The sequence below is a fragment of the Pseudomonas sp. GL_091 genome (assembly GCF_057837725.1).
In genome coordinates, this window is sequence record NZ_CM174451.1 from 6,154,593 (window position 1) to 6,168,951 (window position 14,359).

The following is a 14,359-nucleotide window of genomic DNA, read 5'->3' on the forward strand; positions in this document are numbered from 1 at the left end:
CTGCAGCTTCCTCTTGAACTTTATGCCGTCGGCAATGCGGACAACGCCCGCTCCCAGATCTGCCAGGTGCGCAGCCAGACCATCGCCTGCCAATCGCTGTCGGCGGGATAGAACTGCTCAAGCAGATTCAGCTTGATCCCGCGCCCTGCTGCATCACTCGGGTTGCCGTGCAGATGCAGCCAGTGGTCATCGCGCAAATGCCGGTGAACATCCGGCCCCGGGTAAGTCCCGCACTCAATGACAAACGGCATCAGCCGCACCTGCGGCAGCGCATTGATCAGCGCTTGCGAGGTGTAGCCGGTGGCCGTTGCCGCCACGCCGGTTTCGCTGACGGTGTCGGCACCGGTTTGCAGGCTGTAGAGCCACGGGCCGTAAATCGCCTGCGCATCCGCCAGCGCCGGATAGGCGGACTCGGTAATCGTCAGCAACATCGGATGACCATACTCGCCAGCGCCCGTGTGCAAGTCGAAACACATGGCGACCTCGGCATGGGCCACGTGCTTTTGCACGATCTTGTGCAGCGTGCGGTTCGACCAGCTCGGCGCCAGCCCGCCGAAAAACAGGCCGTCGGGATGAGCATGCTGACCGCCCTCGACAATCGACATCACCGCCGACCAGCCGTGCAGGCGAATCTGCTCGTCGAGCAAGGCATCGGCACGATCGCGCTGCGGACCTTGCAACTGCGGGCAGGCATAGATTTCATGCAGGGCGTTGTAGGCCTGGTTGTCTGGCAGCGGTCGCTGGAAATCCAGGTGATTGCGGTTCAGGTCGATGTTGTCTTCGTTGACCCGGCGCAACCACGCCATGCCCCAGGGGTTGATGGCATGGATCATGACCACGGCGACATCCGTTGGCAGGGAACGCTTGCCCAACTCCTGCAGCCATTTGATCTGACAGCCCGAGCCATAGAAGCCTTCGACCCCGTGAGTGCCGCTCAACGCGATCAACAGGCGCTTGGCGCCCGGATCCCCCAGCACCGCCACATCGGTACTCAGCGATTCGCCGAACGGACCTTTGAGCGGGTGTGGATATTCCGTCAGCGTTGCGCCTGCAGTGGTCGCGGCGGCCAGGAATTGTTCACGCTGGGTGCGATAGCTGGACTGGGTGGGGAACTCGGTTTGCATGTCTGCCTCTTGTTGATTTTCTGGCCTGTCTGTTGGCAACGACCCTACAGAAAATCCTGCCATTGATGAAGGACAAAAACATCGGAGCCGCAGGACCCGGTTTGCTTCCCTCCCGGTCGGCCGATAAAGTCCATTGATCGTAGATCCAACGGACGGAGTACCCCACGTGTTCTCAACCTTCCCTTTGCGCCGCCATCGCCTGCCAGCCCTGGTTCTGCTCGCCAGTGCCTTGACCCTTACCGCGTGCAACAACGCTTCGGTGCCGACACTGCCGCTCGCACCGGAAAGCGCTTCCGGTTTTCGCACCGACCTGCGCACCCAACACGCCGAAAAATACATGGCAGCGGCGGCCAACCCGCTGGCGGCCGAAGCAGGACGGGAAATGCTGCGCCGGGGCGGCTCGGCCATCGACGCGGCGATTGCGATGCAAGCGGTGTTGACGCTGGTCGAGCCACAGTCTTCGGGCATCGGTGGTGGCGCATTGATCGTACTCTGGGATGGCAAAACCGTGCGCACCTACGACGGCCGTGAAACCGCCCCGGCCGGTGCCAGCGAGAAACTTTTCCTGCAAGCCAACGGACAACCGATGGGGTTCACCCAGGCGCAAATCGGCGGTCGTTCGGTGGGCACGCCCGGCGTGCTGCGCGCCCTGGAACTGGCCCATCAAAAACACGGACGCCTGCCTTGGGCACAACTGTTTGAACCGGCCATCCAGCTCGCCGAACAAGGCTTCGCCATTTCGCCACGCCTGCATCAGTTGATCGCCGCGGATTCGTCCATGCCGCGCTCAGCGGAAATGATGGCTTACTTCCGTAATGCCGATGGCAGCCCGAAAGCCGTCGGCACAAACTTGAAGAACCCGGCCCTGGCCGCCGTATTCAAACGCATCGCCCATGAAGGCCCGGATGCCCTGTACAAAGGCCCGGTCGCCGAGGAAATCGCGGCCAAGGTTCAGGGCCACGCCAACCCCGGCAGCCTGTCCCTGACCGACCTCGCCAACTATCAGGCCAAGGAGCGCGCGCCGCTGTGCACCGACTACAAGCGCTGGCAAGTCTGCGGCATGCCGCCGCCGTCGTCGGGCGGGATCGCCGTGGCGCAGATCCTCGGCACTCTGCAAGCCCTGGAGACTCGCGACAAGCGCCTGGCGCTGGCACCGCTGAAACCGGTCAAGACCGCGGCCCCGGCCGGTATCGAACCCGACCCGCAAGCGGTGCACCTGATCTCTGAAGCCGAACGCCTGGCCTATGCCGACCGCGCTCAGTACGTAGCCGATACAGACTTCGTACCCGTGCCGGTCAAGGGCCTGGTCGACCCGACCTACCTCGCCAGCCGCGCTGCCCTGATCGGCGAACGCAGCATGGGCACGGCCAAACCCGGCACTCCGCCGGGCATCCGGGTGGCCTATGCGCCGGACCGTTCGCCGCTACGGATTTCCACCTCGCAAGTGGTGGCCGTCGATGACGCAGGTGGTGCCGTGTCGATGACCACCACCATCGAGTCAGCGTTTGGCTCGCACATCATGGTTCAGGGTTTCATGCTCAACAACGAGATGACCGACTTCTCGTTCATCTCCGAGGAAAACGGGCAAAAAGTCGCCAACCGCGTCGAGCCCGGCAAACGCCCGCGTTCCTCCATGGCCCCGACCCTGATCTTCGACCGCCAGAGCGGCGAATTCCTCGCCACCGTCGGCTCCCCCGGCGGCTCGCAAATCATCGAATACGTGGCCAAATCCACCATCGGCCTGCTCGACTGGAACCTCGATGCGCAAGCCGCCATCAACCTGCCCAACTTCGGCAGCCGCAACGGCCCGACCGAACTGGAACAGGGGCAATTCAGCCCGTCGCTGATTCAGGCACTGAAAGACAAAGGGCACAGCGTGAGCGAGATCGACATGACCAGCGGCACCCAGGCGATTGTTCGGGTCAAGGACGCCCAAGGGAAAGCGTCGCTGACAGGCGGGGCCGATCCGCGGCGTGAGGGGCAAGCGTTGGGGGATTGAGTCGTACGCGGGGATGAGAAAGGGCTTACTGGTGGGTAGGCCCTTTTTATTGGTAAAGAGTCCAGGTCGCCTCTCTCCCGCTGCTTTTTCCTACCCGCAAATAATTGCGTACTGGTTAGAGTTCCAGCGCCGTGTACATAAAATTTGTCGGCACTCACAAGCAGTACGACACGGTCGACGCTGATAACGTCGAAATGGAGTAACCCATGAACATTCACCCGATTCACACCGAAGAGGATTACCGCGCCGCTCTCAAGAGCGTCTCTGCACTGTTTGAGAATGAACCAGAGATTGGCACTCCCGAGGGAGATTACTTTGACATCATGATTAAGCTGATCGAATTGTATGAGTCGAAGCACTTCCCGGTCGACTTACCCAATCCTATCGATGCGATCAAATTCAGAATGGAGCAGTCCGGGTTGTCCGCCGCCGATCTTGCACCCGCCATCGGCCGCACAAATCGTGTTTATGAAGTACTCAATGGCAAGCGAGCGTTGACGCTTCCGATGATCTGGAAACTGCACGAACTGTTCGGGATACCCGTCCAGAGCCTGATCAAACCCGTCAAGCACGTTTGATCAGGGTCAGCTCTTGCAAGCATACCCACCAATAATACGGACGATACAGAACTCCGCTTATCGACTGATCTTCAATCCCTGCCGAACCTGGTGCTTTTCCAGCGCCAGCTCGATCAGTCGCGTCACCAGTTCGCTGTAGGTCATGCCGGTGGCCTGCCACAGTTTCGGGTACATGCTGATGCGGGTGAAGCCGGGCAGCGAGTTGATTTCGTTGATCAGCACTTCGCCACTGTCGGTCAGGAACACGTCGACGCGGGCCAGGCCGGAGCAGCCCAGTACCTGGAACGCTTCGACGGCCAGGGCGCGAATGCGCTCGCTGGCCTCGACGCTGATATTGGCCGGCACTACCACTTCAGCAGCCGTATCGTCGATATACTTACTGTCGTAGGAATAGAACCCGCTGTGCACCACGATCTCGCCGCAGCCACTGGCGATGGCGTCTTCGTTGCCGAGCACCGCGCATTCAATCTCGCGGCCGCTGACGGCAGATTCGATCAACACCTTGGTATCGAAACTCAAGGCCAGCTCCACCGCTGTGCTGTACTCCGCCTCGTCGGTGACCTTGCTCACGCCCACGGAAGAGCCCTGATTCGCCGGTTTGACGAACAGCGGTAAACCCAACTTGCCCCGCACCTCGGCAAACCCGGTGCGTGCCGCCGTGGCGCGGGTCAATGTCACGAACGGCGTCACGGCCAGGCCGGCATCGCGCAGCAGGCGCTTGCTGATGTCCTTGTCCATGCACACGGCCGAGCCGAGCACGTCAGAGCCGACAAACGGCAGATCGGCCATGCGCAGCAAGCCTTGCAGGCAACCGTCTTCACCGAGGGTGCCGTGGACAATCGGGAAGATCACATCGACGTGACCGAGCATTTCCTGACTGGAGGTTTCCACCAGTTGCTGACTGGCTTTGCCCGGCACCACGGCCAGTTCGCGATTGGACTGATTGAGGGCGATCAGCGCCGGGTTTTCCTGGTTCAGCAAAAAGTTGGAAGGGTCGTTGAGGTGCCAGTGGCCTTGTTTGTCGATGCCGATCAGCACCGGCTCGAAGCGTGAACGATCCAGCGCATCGACGATGTTTTTCGCCGACTGCAGCGACACTTCGTGCTCTGCCGAGCGCCCGCCAAAGATTATCCCTACACGCAGTTTTCTCATCGCCCGGCCTCTTGGTGAATGTGCTTACAACTTGAATAGTCGAAACCTTACGGCTGCAAGTTCTTGCCGTCCACCGGCTCACCAATGGTCAGGAAGTGCCCGCCCGCCACGTGGTGCAAGGTGCGCAAGGCATCTTGGCCTTCGAAGTGCCAGCGGCCTTCGCTGAACACGCGCTCGTCAGCCTGGGCGGCAATCACTTCGGCGAGGAACAGATCGTACTGCTGGTGGTTGCTCGGCTCCGGCAACAGGCGACACTCCAGCCAGGCCACGCAACCTTCGAGCATCGGCGCATCAACCGACTCACCGGTGAACGTCTGCAAGTCGTAGGTCTCAAACTTGTCGCGCCCCTGGCCCTGGGTCAATTCCAGACCGGAGGTCGAACCGACGGTTTGTACAATGTCGGCCTGGGCAGCGCAGGGAACGTTCAGCACAAAAGTGCCCGAGGCTTCCAGCAACTGGCGAGTCCAGGTGGACTTGTCCAGCACCACGGCAATTTTCGGTGGTTCGAAATCCAGCGGCATGGCCCAGGCTGCCGCCATGATATTGCGCTGGCCACCGTGGGCTGCGCTGACCAGCACGGTCGGGCCATGATTGAGCAGACGATAGGCCTTGGACAAGGGAACCGGACGGCGGTGGGAAACGCTCATGGAAGTCTGCTCCTGAGGAAAAGAGCCGATTGTAACGGGATAAAACACGCTGAAATGAAAAGATCACCGATGGCGATCTTTTCATTTCAGCGGGCAGAACGCTAGGCTCAACTCACCAACTGATTGGCAAACTGCCCCACCGCATTGACCACTTTCTGCGCGCCGTCCTGGATCTCGACAATCACCGTACCCGCTTCCGCCGCCAGTGCCAGGCCCTGTTCGGCCTGAAGCTTGCCGTCGGTCATCAGGGCCACGGCGTTACGCGCCATGTCCTGGTTCTGCCGCACCACGAGGACGATTTCGTCGGTGGCCTGGCTGGTGCGCGAAGCCAGTTGCCGGACTTCATCCGCCACCACGGCGAAGCCCCTACCCTGTTCGCCCGCACGCGCCGCTTCGATGGCCGCGTTGAGCGCCAGCAGGTTGGTCTGTTCGGCAATGCCGCTGATGGTTTTGACAATGGTACCGATCACCAGCGACTGCTCGTTCAGGGCTTCGATGCCATCGCCGGCGGTTTGCATATGCCTGGCCAGGTCGCGCATCACGTCCACGGCCTGGGTCACCACGGCGTTACCGCGCTGGGCGCTTTGGTCGGTTTGCTGCGAGGTGCTGTAGGCAATGTTGGCGGCCTCGGCGACGGCTTGTTCCTGATTGACCTGATCGGTAATCACCGTGGCGAACTTCACCACCTTGTAGAGATTGTTGTTGGCATCAACCACCGGGTTGTAGGACGCCTCCAGCCAGACCGTACGACCATGGCTGTCAACACGCTTGAAACGGGCGGCCACGTACTCGCCCGCGTTCAGGCGACGCCAGAAGTCCTGATACTCGGCACTGCTGTACTCCTCCGGCACGCAGAAGGTGCGGTGATGTTTGCCTTTGATCTGCGCCAGGCTGTAACCCATGCCACTGAGGAAGCGGTCGTTGGCGGCCAGCACGTTGCCATTGAGATCGAATTCGATCACCGCCGTGGAGCGCACCAGCGCGCCGATCAGGTTCTCGTGTTCGCGGGAGGCCTCGATGGTGCGGGTCAGGTCGCTGGAGAAGATCGAAAAATGCTTGATCTTGCCGACTACCGAGCGCACGGGCTGGACGATCGAGCGCAACCAGGCTTCCTGGCCCGTACCGCGCAACAGACGCACCGCGCCGGCAAAGTGTTCGCCACGGGTCAGCGCGTGCTTGAAACGCTGCTGGAATTCGTCGAACTTCACGTGATCCGGGACGAAATCGTCGATGTGTCGGCCAATCAGGTCGCCACTCTTGTAATGCATTTCGCCAAGGAAGTTCTGATTGACCGACTGAACCCGTCCATCGCTGTCGAGGGTCAGCACCAGCATCTCGCTTTCCAGGCTTTCCTTCACTTGCTGGAGGCTGGAGAGTTCTTCACGAAGAGCCGACAGCTCCTGCTTCAAGCGTTTATTGAACATGGGAAAGCACCGATGGACAGGGGTAGAAAGCGATATGCAGCCTAACCATCGGCCTTGGAAACATTTTCTTAAGCGTGCTTCAGGCTTGTCCTGTAAAAATAGTTACGACACGCATACTCAATGTGCGCCAGCGGCAGCACAGCCTGCGATTCTCGGCATCCGCGCACCGAAATAAGCCGCACTGCCCACGCCCACCGCGCCCATCACCGCACTGAACATCACGCAGATCCACGGACTCCACGGCATCAGACCGATCAACAGCAGCGGTGTGACACTCGCCCATGCGGCGTAGGCAATGTTGTAGGTGAACGAGATACCCGAGACGCGAATCCGCGCCGGGAACAGGCTGACCATCACTGATGGCACCGCGCCCACCACCCCGCAAGCCAGCCCTGCCACGGCGTAGGCCAGGCCGATCCAGTCGCCGCCCATGATCAGGCAGCCATACAGCACGCCGATGCCCAGCGGCAGCAGCAGGCTATAGAGCATCACCGTGCGCCAGGCGCCAATGCGGTCGACCAGCAGCCCGGCGAGCACGCAGCCGATGTTCAAGAACACAATGCCCAGTGCGCTCAAGGCGAAGGTATGGCTGGCGGTCATGCCAAAGGTTTTCTGCATCATGGTCGGGGTGATGACCACGAACACCACCACGGCCGAGGTCAGCACACAGGTGAGAATCATCGCTGGCAAAATGGCCAGGCGATGCTCGCGCAAGACCCTGCGCAGCGGCAGTTCGCCGGCCGCCTCGCGTTGTGCCTGCATGGCCATGAACACCGGGGTTTCGTTGAGCCAGCGACGCAGCCACACGCCAATCACGCCAAACACGCCGCCCAGCAGGAACGGGTAACGCCAGGCGTAATCAAGGATTTCCGCCGGAGTGAACGCCTGCGCCAGGAAGGTCGCGGTCAATGCGCCGATCAAATAGCCGAAGGTCAGCCCCGCCTGCAAGAAACCCAGGGCATAACCGCGATGGGCGATGGGCGCGTGCTCGGCGACGAATACCCAGGCACTCGGCACTTCGCCGCCCACCGCCGCGCCCTGGAGGATGCGCAGGGCCAACAGCAGCAAGGGTGCGAAATAGCCGATTTGCGCGTAGGTCGGCATGATCCCGATGAGCAGGCAGGGCAACGCCATCATCAAGATGCTCAGGCTGAAGACTTTCTTGCGCCCCAGACGGTCGGCGAAGTGCGCCATCAGGATGCCGCCCAGCGGTCGCGCCAGGTAACCGGTGACGAAGATCCCGAAACTTTGCAGCAGGCGCAGCCACTCGGGCATCTCCGGCGGGAAGAACAACTGGCTGAGGGTCAGGGCGAAAAACACGAAGATGATGAAATCGTAGATTTCCAGCGCCCCACCGAGGGCGGCGAGCCCGAGGGTCTTGTAGTCCGAGCGGCTGAACGGCGCCGGACGCGAATCGGTGTTGGCAGTCATGAAAAGAACTCTGGCACAGGCAAAAACCAAGGCGCCCATGGTCTACGCAAATGCATCGGCGGACAACCCGTTAGACCAAAGTCCCATAGCCACAAAACAGCCCCGCAAAAATCCTCGGCTTGAATTAATGTTGGCGTCTGTCCAGACGGGCGGTTACTGCCCCGAAGACCACAACAAACATAAAAATCCGAGGTACTCCCGTGGCCGCTGATATCGAAGATAGCCGCTCCGCCCGCTTTGCCCTGCGCTGCTCAAGTTTTGCCGAACGCTGGTTCCCCGACTCCTGGGTGTTTGCTGCCCTGGCGGTGATTATCGTGGCCCTGGCCACCCTGGCGATGGGCGCCAAACCCACCGACGCCGCCATGGCCTTTGGTGATGGCTTCTGGAGCCTGATCCCCTTCACCATGCAGATGGCCTTCGTGGTGATCGGCGGTTATGTGGTCGCCAGTTCGCCGCCAGCGGTGAAGCTGATTGACCGTCTGGCCAAACTGCCGAAAAACGGCCGCTCCGCCGTGGCCTGGGTCGCGTTGATTTCGATGGTCGCGTCGTTGCTGAACTGGGGCCTGTCCCTGGTGTTCGGTGGTTTGCTGGTGCGCGCCCTTGCCCGTCGTACCGATCTGAAGATGGACTACCGCGCCGCTGGTGCTGCCGCCTATCTGGGGCTTGGCGCGGTGTGGGCCTTGGGCCTGTCGTCGTCCGCAGCACAATTGCAGGCCAACCCGGCGAGCCTGCCGCCGTCGATTCTGTCGATCACCGGGGTGATTCCATTCACTCAGACGATCTTTCTCTGGCAGTCCGGCGTGATGTTGCTGGCCTTGATCGTCATCTCGCTGATCATTGCCTACGCCACCGCCCCTGGTCCGAACTCGGCGCGTGATGCCAAGGCCTGCGGCGTCGATCCGAGTTTCAACTTGCCGCCGCTGCAACCGCGCACCCGTCCCGGCGAATGGCTGGAATACAGCCCGCTGCTGATGATCCTGCTGGTGCTGCTGGCCGGTGGCTGGCTGTTCCACGAGTTCTCGACCAAACCGGCGATCAGTGCGATTTCCGGGCTGAACACCTACAACTTCCTGTTCATCATGCTGGGTGCCCTGCTGCACTGGCGTCCGCGCAGCTTTCTGGACGCCGTGTCCCGCGCAGTGCCGACCACCACCGGCGTGTTGATCCAGTTCCCGCTGTACGGCTCGATCGCCGCACTGATGACCACGGTCAAGGGCGCCGATGCGCAGACCCTGGCGCACCACATCTCGACCTTTTTCGTCAGCATTGCCTCCCACGACACCTATGCCCTGCTGATGGGCGTGTACTCGGCGATCCTCGGCTTCTTCATTCCGTCCGGTGGCGGCAAGTGGATCATCGAAGCGCCGTACGTGATGCAGGTGGCCAATGACCTGAACTATCACCTGGGCTGGGCCGTACAGATCTACAACGCCGCCGAAGCCTTGCCGAACCTGATCAACCCGTTCTACATGCTGCCGTTGCTGGGCGTGCTGGGGTTGAAAGCACGGGACCTGATCGGCTTCTCGTTCGTGCAGTTGCTGGTGCACACGCCACTGGTGCTAGTGTTGTTATGGGCACTGGGGACGACGCTGGCGTATTTGCCGCCGGTCATGCCGTAACCATAAAAAAGGGCCGGTATTGATATCGGCCCTTTTTGTTCCGCCCCGTCTGTCTCAGTAACTGCTGGTCTTAATACGCTGAAAAGGATCTGAGCATGTTCAAACTCGTGGCACTCACCCTCGCAACCCTCACCCTGAGCACCACCGCCCACGCCGATGTCAATTTGAAGCTGGGCACTACCGAACGCGTTACCCGCCTCTTCGCCTACCCCAACAATTGCAACGTGATCTGCTTTCGCAACTGGACGCTTGAGCAAACCGTCGAGCATTACCTGACCCAGAGTGTGCAGCGCGATGGCTACGGCGACGCGAAGGTTCTGGTCAAAACCGACAATGGTCAGCTCCACGCAGAAATCATCGGCGTGCCCGACGGCTATGAAAAACCTTTGGCAGCGCTGCTCGATGCCGGTGACCTGGCCTATAACGGTGCCAGCAAACTGAATGCCGACGGCAAGTGGGCGTATAGCTGGTACCTGTTCCTGCCGATGGGCATGGCTCTGGAAAACCGCAAAAGTGTCGAACTGCTGCACTTCCCACCCGACTATTCGTTGACCCAGGCCCAGGATTACCTGAAGTCCGCCACCACGGATCGTTGGGCCACGCTGCTCACCGCCAATGGCATCCCGGCCGAACAGACGCCGGGCTACCAGACAATCATCGACATCGCCCCGATTGCCGCGCCGTCCAACGCGGGCAAGGACCTCGAAGGCGTCTACGGCTACTTCAAGGATTACCAGAGCACCATGGTCAAGGAGGTCAGCCTGAACGCCAGCGGTGCAGCACTGCCGATGGTCGCCTTCGGTACACCGGTGCGTAACTGGATCAAAGAGCAATACGGGCAGACGGTGAACGTGTTGAGCCTGGTCCAGATCACCCCGGACAACGGTGTGAAAGTCCCCGTATTGGGCTCCAACCACCCGAGCTATATTTGGTATGCCGCCGATCCGGCAAGCTATACCGGCAGTGACGCCCAGGCCAAGGCCGATGCGGCAGGCCTGAAAGTCATGGGCCAGGATTTGAGTGCTGCGTGCTGGCAGGCCACCATGGGCCGCCAACCGGACAGCAATCCGGACGTTGAGCTCAATACCTGCAGGCAAACCTGGCAAGTGGCCCGGAAAGAAAAAACCTGCGAGCTTTTCTACACCTCAGTCCGCAACCTGTCGCCCCAACAGGCCGCGGGCAAATGCGCGACAGCTTCGATCGTGTCCCAGCTCAAACAGCTCAAGGCCCCAGCGCCAGCCACGGCGAAACCTGTTCCGCCGTTGTAACCCGATGAACGGCTGCCCATCTGTCACTTATGACAGTAGACCGCCCGTAGTATCTGCGAGAGGCTTGGGCTGAACCCATGTGCTGCTGTGCTGACAGGACCGTCGGTGCAAGGAAGTCGCAGCACCCAGCAGACAGGGATCGTTATGAAAGCTCACGCCCCTCAACGAAAACACCCACAACCGCCGCAAGGTGTTTACCCCTTTTCGGAGCTGCCCGTTCGCCTGGGATTTCCTTCCCTGGCCGACTTCGAAATTATTGAAAACGCCAAGCGCGAGGCCACGGCTATTGCCGCGCGGCGCGAATTCCCGCGAATCACTCGTATCTGCCGGGCGTCGGGGCATTTGCTGCCCTATCGCTGCCGGCATACCCGCCAGCTCGCCCCGGGTGTGCACGTCTACGACCCGCGCTTCTGCGGACTGTTGCGACACTCCTGCGACCCCAATGTCTTTCTCGACTTGAGCGAGTTGTGGTTATGGGCGCTGAAGGACATCAGCAAGGGGGACTGGCTGACCATGGACTTCGCCGCCACCGAAGACAAACTGCAACGCCAGTTCGCCTGCCAGTGCGGCTCATACGATTGCCGTGGCTGGATTACCGGCTACGACGAATCGCCAAACGCCGACGGCCAGGCGTTTCTGCAACGCTGGCGTCGGCAAAGTCATTATTGACGGGGGTTACTGAGGGTCGAGCGGACGCAGGCGGTACTGCGGCGGTAGTTGCTCGAAACCGCTGATGGTCGCATTCAGGCTCTTCCAGCGGCCATCCTTGATGCCGTAGATGCAGCCGTGGACCGACAGGCTCTGCCCGCGGTGCCAGGCGTTTTGCACAATGCTGGTGTGCCCGACGTTGGCGACCTGCTGGATCACGTTGAGTTCGCAGAGGCGGTCGACGCGCTCCTCTTCGGTAGCGTATTTGGCCAGCTCTTCGCGCTTTTCATAATAGAGATCGCGAATCGAACGCAGCCAGCCGTCGATCAGGCCGAACTGGCGATCCTGCATCGAAGCACGCACACCGCCGCAGCCATAATGGCCGGTGACGAGAATGTGTTTGACCTTGAGTACATCGACTGCGTACTGAATCACCGACAGGCAGTTGAGGTCAGTGTGCAGCACGACATTGGCCACATTACGGTGTACGAACAGATCGCCCGGCAGCATGCCGACGATTTCGTTGGCCGGCACCCGGGCGTCGGAACAACCGATCCACAGGAACTCCGGGGTCTGTTGGCGAGCCAGCTTGGCGAAGAAGTCAGGATCTTCCTCCTTGATCGCAGCGGCCCAACGCTCGTTGTTATCAATCAGATCTTGTAATTCGTTCATGCTTTGAAGCCTCAAGAATGATGCGCAGCTTTGACTGACAACCGTCCGTCGGGGTCACGCGCGAAATGCAGATGCTCTCCTGATCCGGAACACGGGGCTCCATGCCGGTGGAATTATCGGTAGCCACGTGGGTCAACCGTAGTAAGGCCTACAGTATGAGGAATTACCATGAATGATTCACGACGTCCGTACGATGCGGTGCAACCGGAACCCGTCGATGACAACGAAGACCGCATGGGCTCGGTGCGTGAGCTGGATTTCGACGCCGAAGAACCCAGCGCCAGAATCGGTGACGAACTGACGGAAAAGGAGCGCGAGCAACTGATGCCGCGCCGCCGCGGACGTGAAGCGGGCCTGACTGGTGCCTCGACCAGTGACCATCAACCTACCGACGACGACCTGAGCCCGGAAACCCTGATCCGTGAAGACGGCGCCCGGGATGCCCATGAGGCGGGCAATGATAGCCGTGCGGATTGGGACCTGAGCATCGTCGATGAGGACGATATTGGCGGTGGCAATGGCCTGGATGAGGCTGAACTGGCGCTGCGCGATCCTCTCGACAAAAAACGTTGATCCTGTGGCTCAATCCACCAAAGTGCAGGCCATGACCACCGCATCTTCGCGCCCGCCCACCGCCGGGTAGTAATCCCGACGCCGGCCGATTTCGTTGAAACCATATCGCTCATACAGCTTGAACGCAGCGGTATTGCTGTCGCGCACTTCCAGGAAACACTCCCGGGCGTCGGCCTTGTAGGCAATCGACATCAAATGCTCAAGTAATGTCAGCCCCAGGCCACGGCCCTGGTTTTCCGGCTTGACCGTAATATTCAGCAGGTGCGCCTCGTCGAGGATGATCTGCACCACACCGTGGCCGACCTGCTGCTGACCTTCGAACATCAGCCAGATCTGATACTTGCCCAGGCCGTCGAGGAAAATCCCGCGGGTCCAGGGATGGCTGTAGGCCGCGTATTCGATTTTCAGTACAGTTTCCAGGTCCGCCTCGGTCATCGGGCGAAACGATACAGCGTCACTCATTCGATTCTTTCCAGCGCGCCATCAGCCGACGCATGGCTTGCCAGACATCAGCCTTACGCTGTGGCTCTTCCATTAATAATTCCAGGCCCGGCACCGCCCAGGCCGAGCCCAGGCCTTCGATCTGCAACTCACGATTGAACGCCTCGGCATCCGCTTCGCCGGCAAATCGCACCGCAGGCAGGCCGATCAGCCACAAGCAGGCGCAGGGCGTTTCTTCCATGCGCACCGAGAGAAAACCTTGCACGAAGTCGCGGGCCGCTTCCGGGCCCTGGTCCATCGTGCCACGCACCAGCAGCGGCCAACGCACCGGCTCACCGACAATCTGCGGGCTGTCCGGCAGACCGGCGGCGCGCAGCATGTCTTTGAGCAGCAGGTAAGCAGGATCGCGAGTCTGGAAGGATTCGCCTGTGGGTAACTCCACCAGCAGCAGGCAACGCCCGGCCCGCAGCAATTGCAGGGAGAAACGCGGGGGCGGCACGATCGGCGCCTTGACCACCACGGGAGCCTCTTCGGCCTGTTCCACCGGTTTGGCGCCGGTGCGCGTGCTCGCCAGCGATGGCCGTGGCACCTCGACCTTCACCCGCTCGGCCGGCTTGGCCACAGGCGCCACGGGCGTCTGAGCAACAACAGCGGGCACGACAGGCGCGACCACAACCGGCTCTGGCATGTCCAGCAGCTCGGGCCGCGACGGCGCGGCAAAGGGCAATTCGGTGCGCGGCAGCCAGTTGACCACCTGCATGGCGGCCAGATAAGCGCGACGAC

14 protein-coding genes and 2 pseudogenes are annotated in these 14,359 nt (G+C 61.0%); 7 read left to right on the top strand and 9 right to left on the bottom strand.

Features of this window, described 5'->3' with window-relative positions; translation table 11 throughout:
• Nucleotides 1-20 precede the first annotated feature (20 nt).
• Nucleotides 21-1,124: a DUF2817 domain-containing protein gene (locus AC3ITY_RS28000; protein WP_489306186.1), complete on the bottom strand. Its 1,104-nt coding sequence runs from the start codon at nucleotides 1,122-1,124 to the stop codon at nucleotides 21-23.
• Nucleotides 1,125-1,290: 166 nt separating this feature from the next.
• Here AC3ITY_RS28000 and ggt point away from each other — a divergent pair, with 166 nt between their 5' ends.
• The 3 genes and pseudogenes from ggt (at nucleotide 1,291) to AC3ITY_RS28015 (ending at nucleotide 3,701) form a co-directional block, all read left to right on the top strand.
• Nucleotides 1,291-3,123 (top strand): gamma-glutamyltransferase, encoded by a 1,833-nt coding sequence (ggt, locus tag AC3ITY_RS28005; protein ID WP_489306188.1) that lies wholly within the window; start codon nucleotides 1,291-1,293, stop codon nucleotides 3,121-3,123.
• Between the two features lie 128 nt (nucleotides 3,124-3,251).
• Nucleotides 3,252-3,326, top strand: a pseudogene (locus AC3ITY_RS28010) (type II toxin-antitoxin system HigB family toxin); the annotation flags it as partial.
• Nucleotides 3,327-3,329: 3 nt separating this feature from the next.
• Complete coding sequence (locus tag AC3ITY_RS28015) at nucleotides 3,330-3,701, top strand: helix-turn-helix domain-containing protein (protein ID WP_489306189.1); 372 nt, start codon at nucleotides 3,330-3,332, stop codon at nucleotides 3,699-3,701.
• 57 nt (nucleotides 3,702-3,758) lie between these two features.
• Here AC3ITY_RS28015 and ddlA read toward each other — a convergent pair whose 3' ends face one another.
• The 5 genes and pseudogenes from ddlA to AC3ITY_RS28040 all read right to left on the bottom strand — a co-directional run bounded on the left by ddlA (nucleotide 3,759) and on the right by AC3ITY_RS28040 (nucleotide 8,355).
• The gene (gene ddlA / locus AC3ITY_RS28020; protein ID WP_489306190.1) at nucleotides 3,759-4,853 is read right to left on the bottom strand and encodes a D-alanine--D-alanine ligase; all 1,095 of its coding nucleotides are present in this window, start codon (nucleotides 4,851-4,853) and stop codon (nucleotides 3,759-3,761) included.
• A gap of 47 nt (nucleotides 4,854-4,900) precedes the next feature.
• Nucleotides 4,901-5,500: a flavin reductase family protein gene (locus AC3ITY_RS28025; protein WP_489306191.1), complete on the bottom strand. Its 600-nt coding sequence runs from the start codon at nucleotides 5,498-5,500 to the stop codon at nucleotides 4,901-4,903.
• A 107-nt stretch (nucleotides 5,501-5,607) separates the two neighbouring features.
• Nucleotides 5,608-6,216, bottom strand: coding sequence for a methyl-accepting chemotaxis protein (locus AC3ITY_RS28030; RefSeq protein ID WP_489311029.1), 609 nt, complete (start codon nucleotides 6,214-6,216; stop codon nucleotides 5,608-5,610).
• Nucleotides 6,196-6,924: pseudogene (locus AC3ITY_RS28035) on the bottom strand (PAS domain-containing protein); the annotation flags it as partial. The pseudogene AC3ITY_RS28035 and the gene AC3ITY_RS28030, both read right to left, overlap by 21 nt.
• Nucleotides 6,925-7,041: 117 nt before the next feature.
• Nucleotides 7,042-8,355, bottom strand: a complete 1,314-nt coding sequence (locus AC3ITY_RS28040; RefSeq protein WP_489306192.1) for an MFS transporter — start codon at nucleotides 8,353-8,355, stop codon at nucleotides 7,042-7,044.
• Between the two features lie 200 nt (nucleotides 8,356-8,555).
• On the opposite strand from AC3ITY_RS28040, the gene AC3ITY_RS28045 reads away from it, so the two are divergent.
• The 3 genes from AC3ITY_RS28045 (at nucleotide 8,556) to AC3ITY_RS28055 (ending at nucleotide 11,911) form a co-directional block, all read left to right on the top strand.
• Nucleotides 8,556-9,974: a short-chain fatty acid transporter gene (locus AC3ITY_RS28045; protein ID WP_489306194.1), complete on the top strand. Its 1,419-nt coding sequence runs from the start codon at nucleotides 8,556-8,558 to the stop codon at nucleotides 9,972-9,974.
• Between the two features lie 95 nt (nucleotides 9,975-10,069).
• A complete protein-coding gene (locus AC3ITY_RS28050; RefSeq protein WP_489306196.1) occupies nucleotides 10,070-11,242 on the top strand; it encodes a hypothetical protein in 1,173 nt (390 codons plus the stop codon).
• 144 nt (nucleotides 11,243-11,386) lie between these two features.
• Nucleotides 11,387-11,911 carry an SET domain-containing protein gene (locus AC3ITY_RS28055; protein WP_489306197.1) on the top strand — a complete coding sequence of 175 codons (525 nt, stop codon included), beginning with the start codon at nucleotides 11,387-11,389 and terminating at the stop codon, nucleotides 11,909-11,911.
• 6 nt (nucleotides 11,912-11,917) lie between these two features.
• Here AC3ITY_RS28055 and can read toward each other — a convergent pair whose 3' ends face one another.
• Nucleotides 11,918-12,562, bottom strand: coding sequence for a carbonate dehydratase (can, locus tag AC3ITY_RS28060; RefSeq protein WP_489306198.1), 645 nt, complete (start codon nucleotides 12,560-12,562; stop codon nucleotides 11,918-11,920).
• Between the two features lie 168 nt (nucleotides 12,563-12,730).
• Between can and AC3ITY_RS28065 the strand changes: the two genes are divergently transcribed.
• The gene (locus tag AC3ITY_RS28065) at nucleotides 12,731-13,135 is read left to right on the top strand and encodes a serine kinase/phosphatase (protein WP_489306200.1); all 405 of its coding nucleotides are present in this window, start codon (nucleotides 12,731-12,733) and stop codon (nucleotides 13,133-13,135) included.
• A gap of 9 nt (nucleotides 13,136-13,144) precedes the next feature.
• Here the strand turns inward: AC3ITY_RS28065 and rimI are convergent, their stop codons facing one another.
• A complete protein-coding gene (gene rimI, locus AC3ITY_RS28070) occupies nucleotides 13,145-13,597 on the bottom strand; it encodes a ribosomal protein S18-alanine N-acetyltransferase (protein ID WP_007978046.1) in 453 nt (150 codons plus the stop codon).
• Nucleotides 13,590-14,336, bottom strand: a complete 747-nt coding sequence (locus AC3ITY_RS28075) for an energy transducer TonB (protein ID WP_489311031.1) — start codon at nucleotides 14,334-14,336, stop codon at nucleotides 13,590-13,592. Before AC3ITY_RS28075 ends, rimI begins: the two co-directional genes overlap by 8 nt.
• Between the last annotated feature and the right edge of the window lie 23 nt (nucleotides 14,337-14,359).

What these genes read in the sequence shown, in the direction of transcription:
- AC3ITY_RS28075 (WP_489311031.1), bottom strand. Translation starts at nt 14,336, where the DNA reads ATGCAGGTGGTCAACTGGCTGCCGCGCACCGAATTGCCCTTTGCCGCG.
- rimI (WP_007978046.1), bottom strand. Translation starts at nt 13,597, where the DNA reads ATGAGTGACGCTGTATCGTTTCGCCCGATGACCGAGGCGGACCTGGAA.
- AC3ITY_RS28025 (WP_489306191.1), bottom strand. Translation starts at nt 5,500, where the DNA reads ATGAGCGTTTCCCACCGCCGTCCGGTTCCCTTGTCCAAGGCCTATCGT.
- AC3ITY_RS28065 (WP_489306200.1), top strand. Translation starts at nt 12,731, where the DNA reads ATGAATGATTCACGACGTCCGTACGATGCGGTGCAACCGGAACCCGTC.
- AC3ITY_RS28000 (WP_489306186.1), bottom strand. Translation starts at nt 1,124, where the DNA reads ATGCAAACCGAGTTCCCCACCCAGTCCAGCTATCGCACCCAGCGTGAA.
- can (WP_489306198.1), bottom strand. Translation starts at nt 12,562, where the DNA reads ATGAACGAATTACAAGATCTGATTGATAACAACGAGCGTTGGGCCGCT.
- AC3ITY_RS28040 (WP_489306192.1), bottom strand. Translation starts at nt 8,355, where the DNA reads ATGACTGCCAACACCGATTCGCGTCCGGCGCCGTTCAGCCGCTCGGAC.
- AC3ITY_RS28050 (WP_489306196.1), top strand. Translation starts at nt 10,070, where the DNA reads ATGTTCAAACTCGTGGCACTCACCCTCGCAACCCTCACCCTGAGCACC.
- AC3ITY_RS28055 (WP_489306197.1), top strand. Translation starts at nt 11,387, where the DNA reads ATGAAAGCTCACGCCCCTCAACGAAAACACCCACAACCGCCGCAAGGT.
- AC3ITY_RS28015 (WP_489306189.1), top strand. Translation starts at nt 3,330, where the DNA reads ATGAACATTCACCCGATTCACACCGAAGAGGATTACCGCGCCGCTCTC.
- ddlA (WP_489306190.1), bottom strand. Translation starts at nt 4,853, where the DNA reads ATGAGAAAACTGCGTGTAGGGATAATCTTTGGCGGGCGCTCGGCAGAG.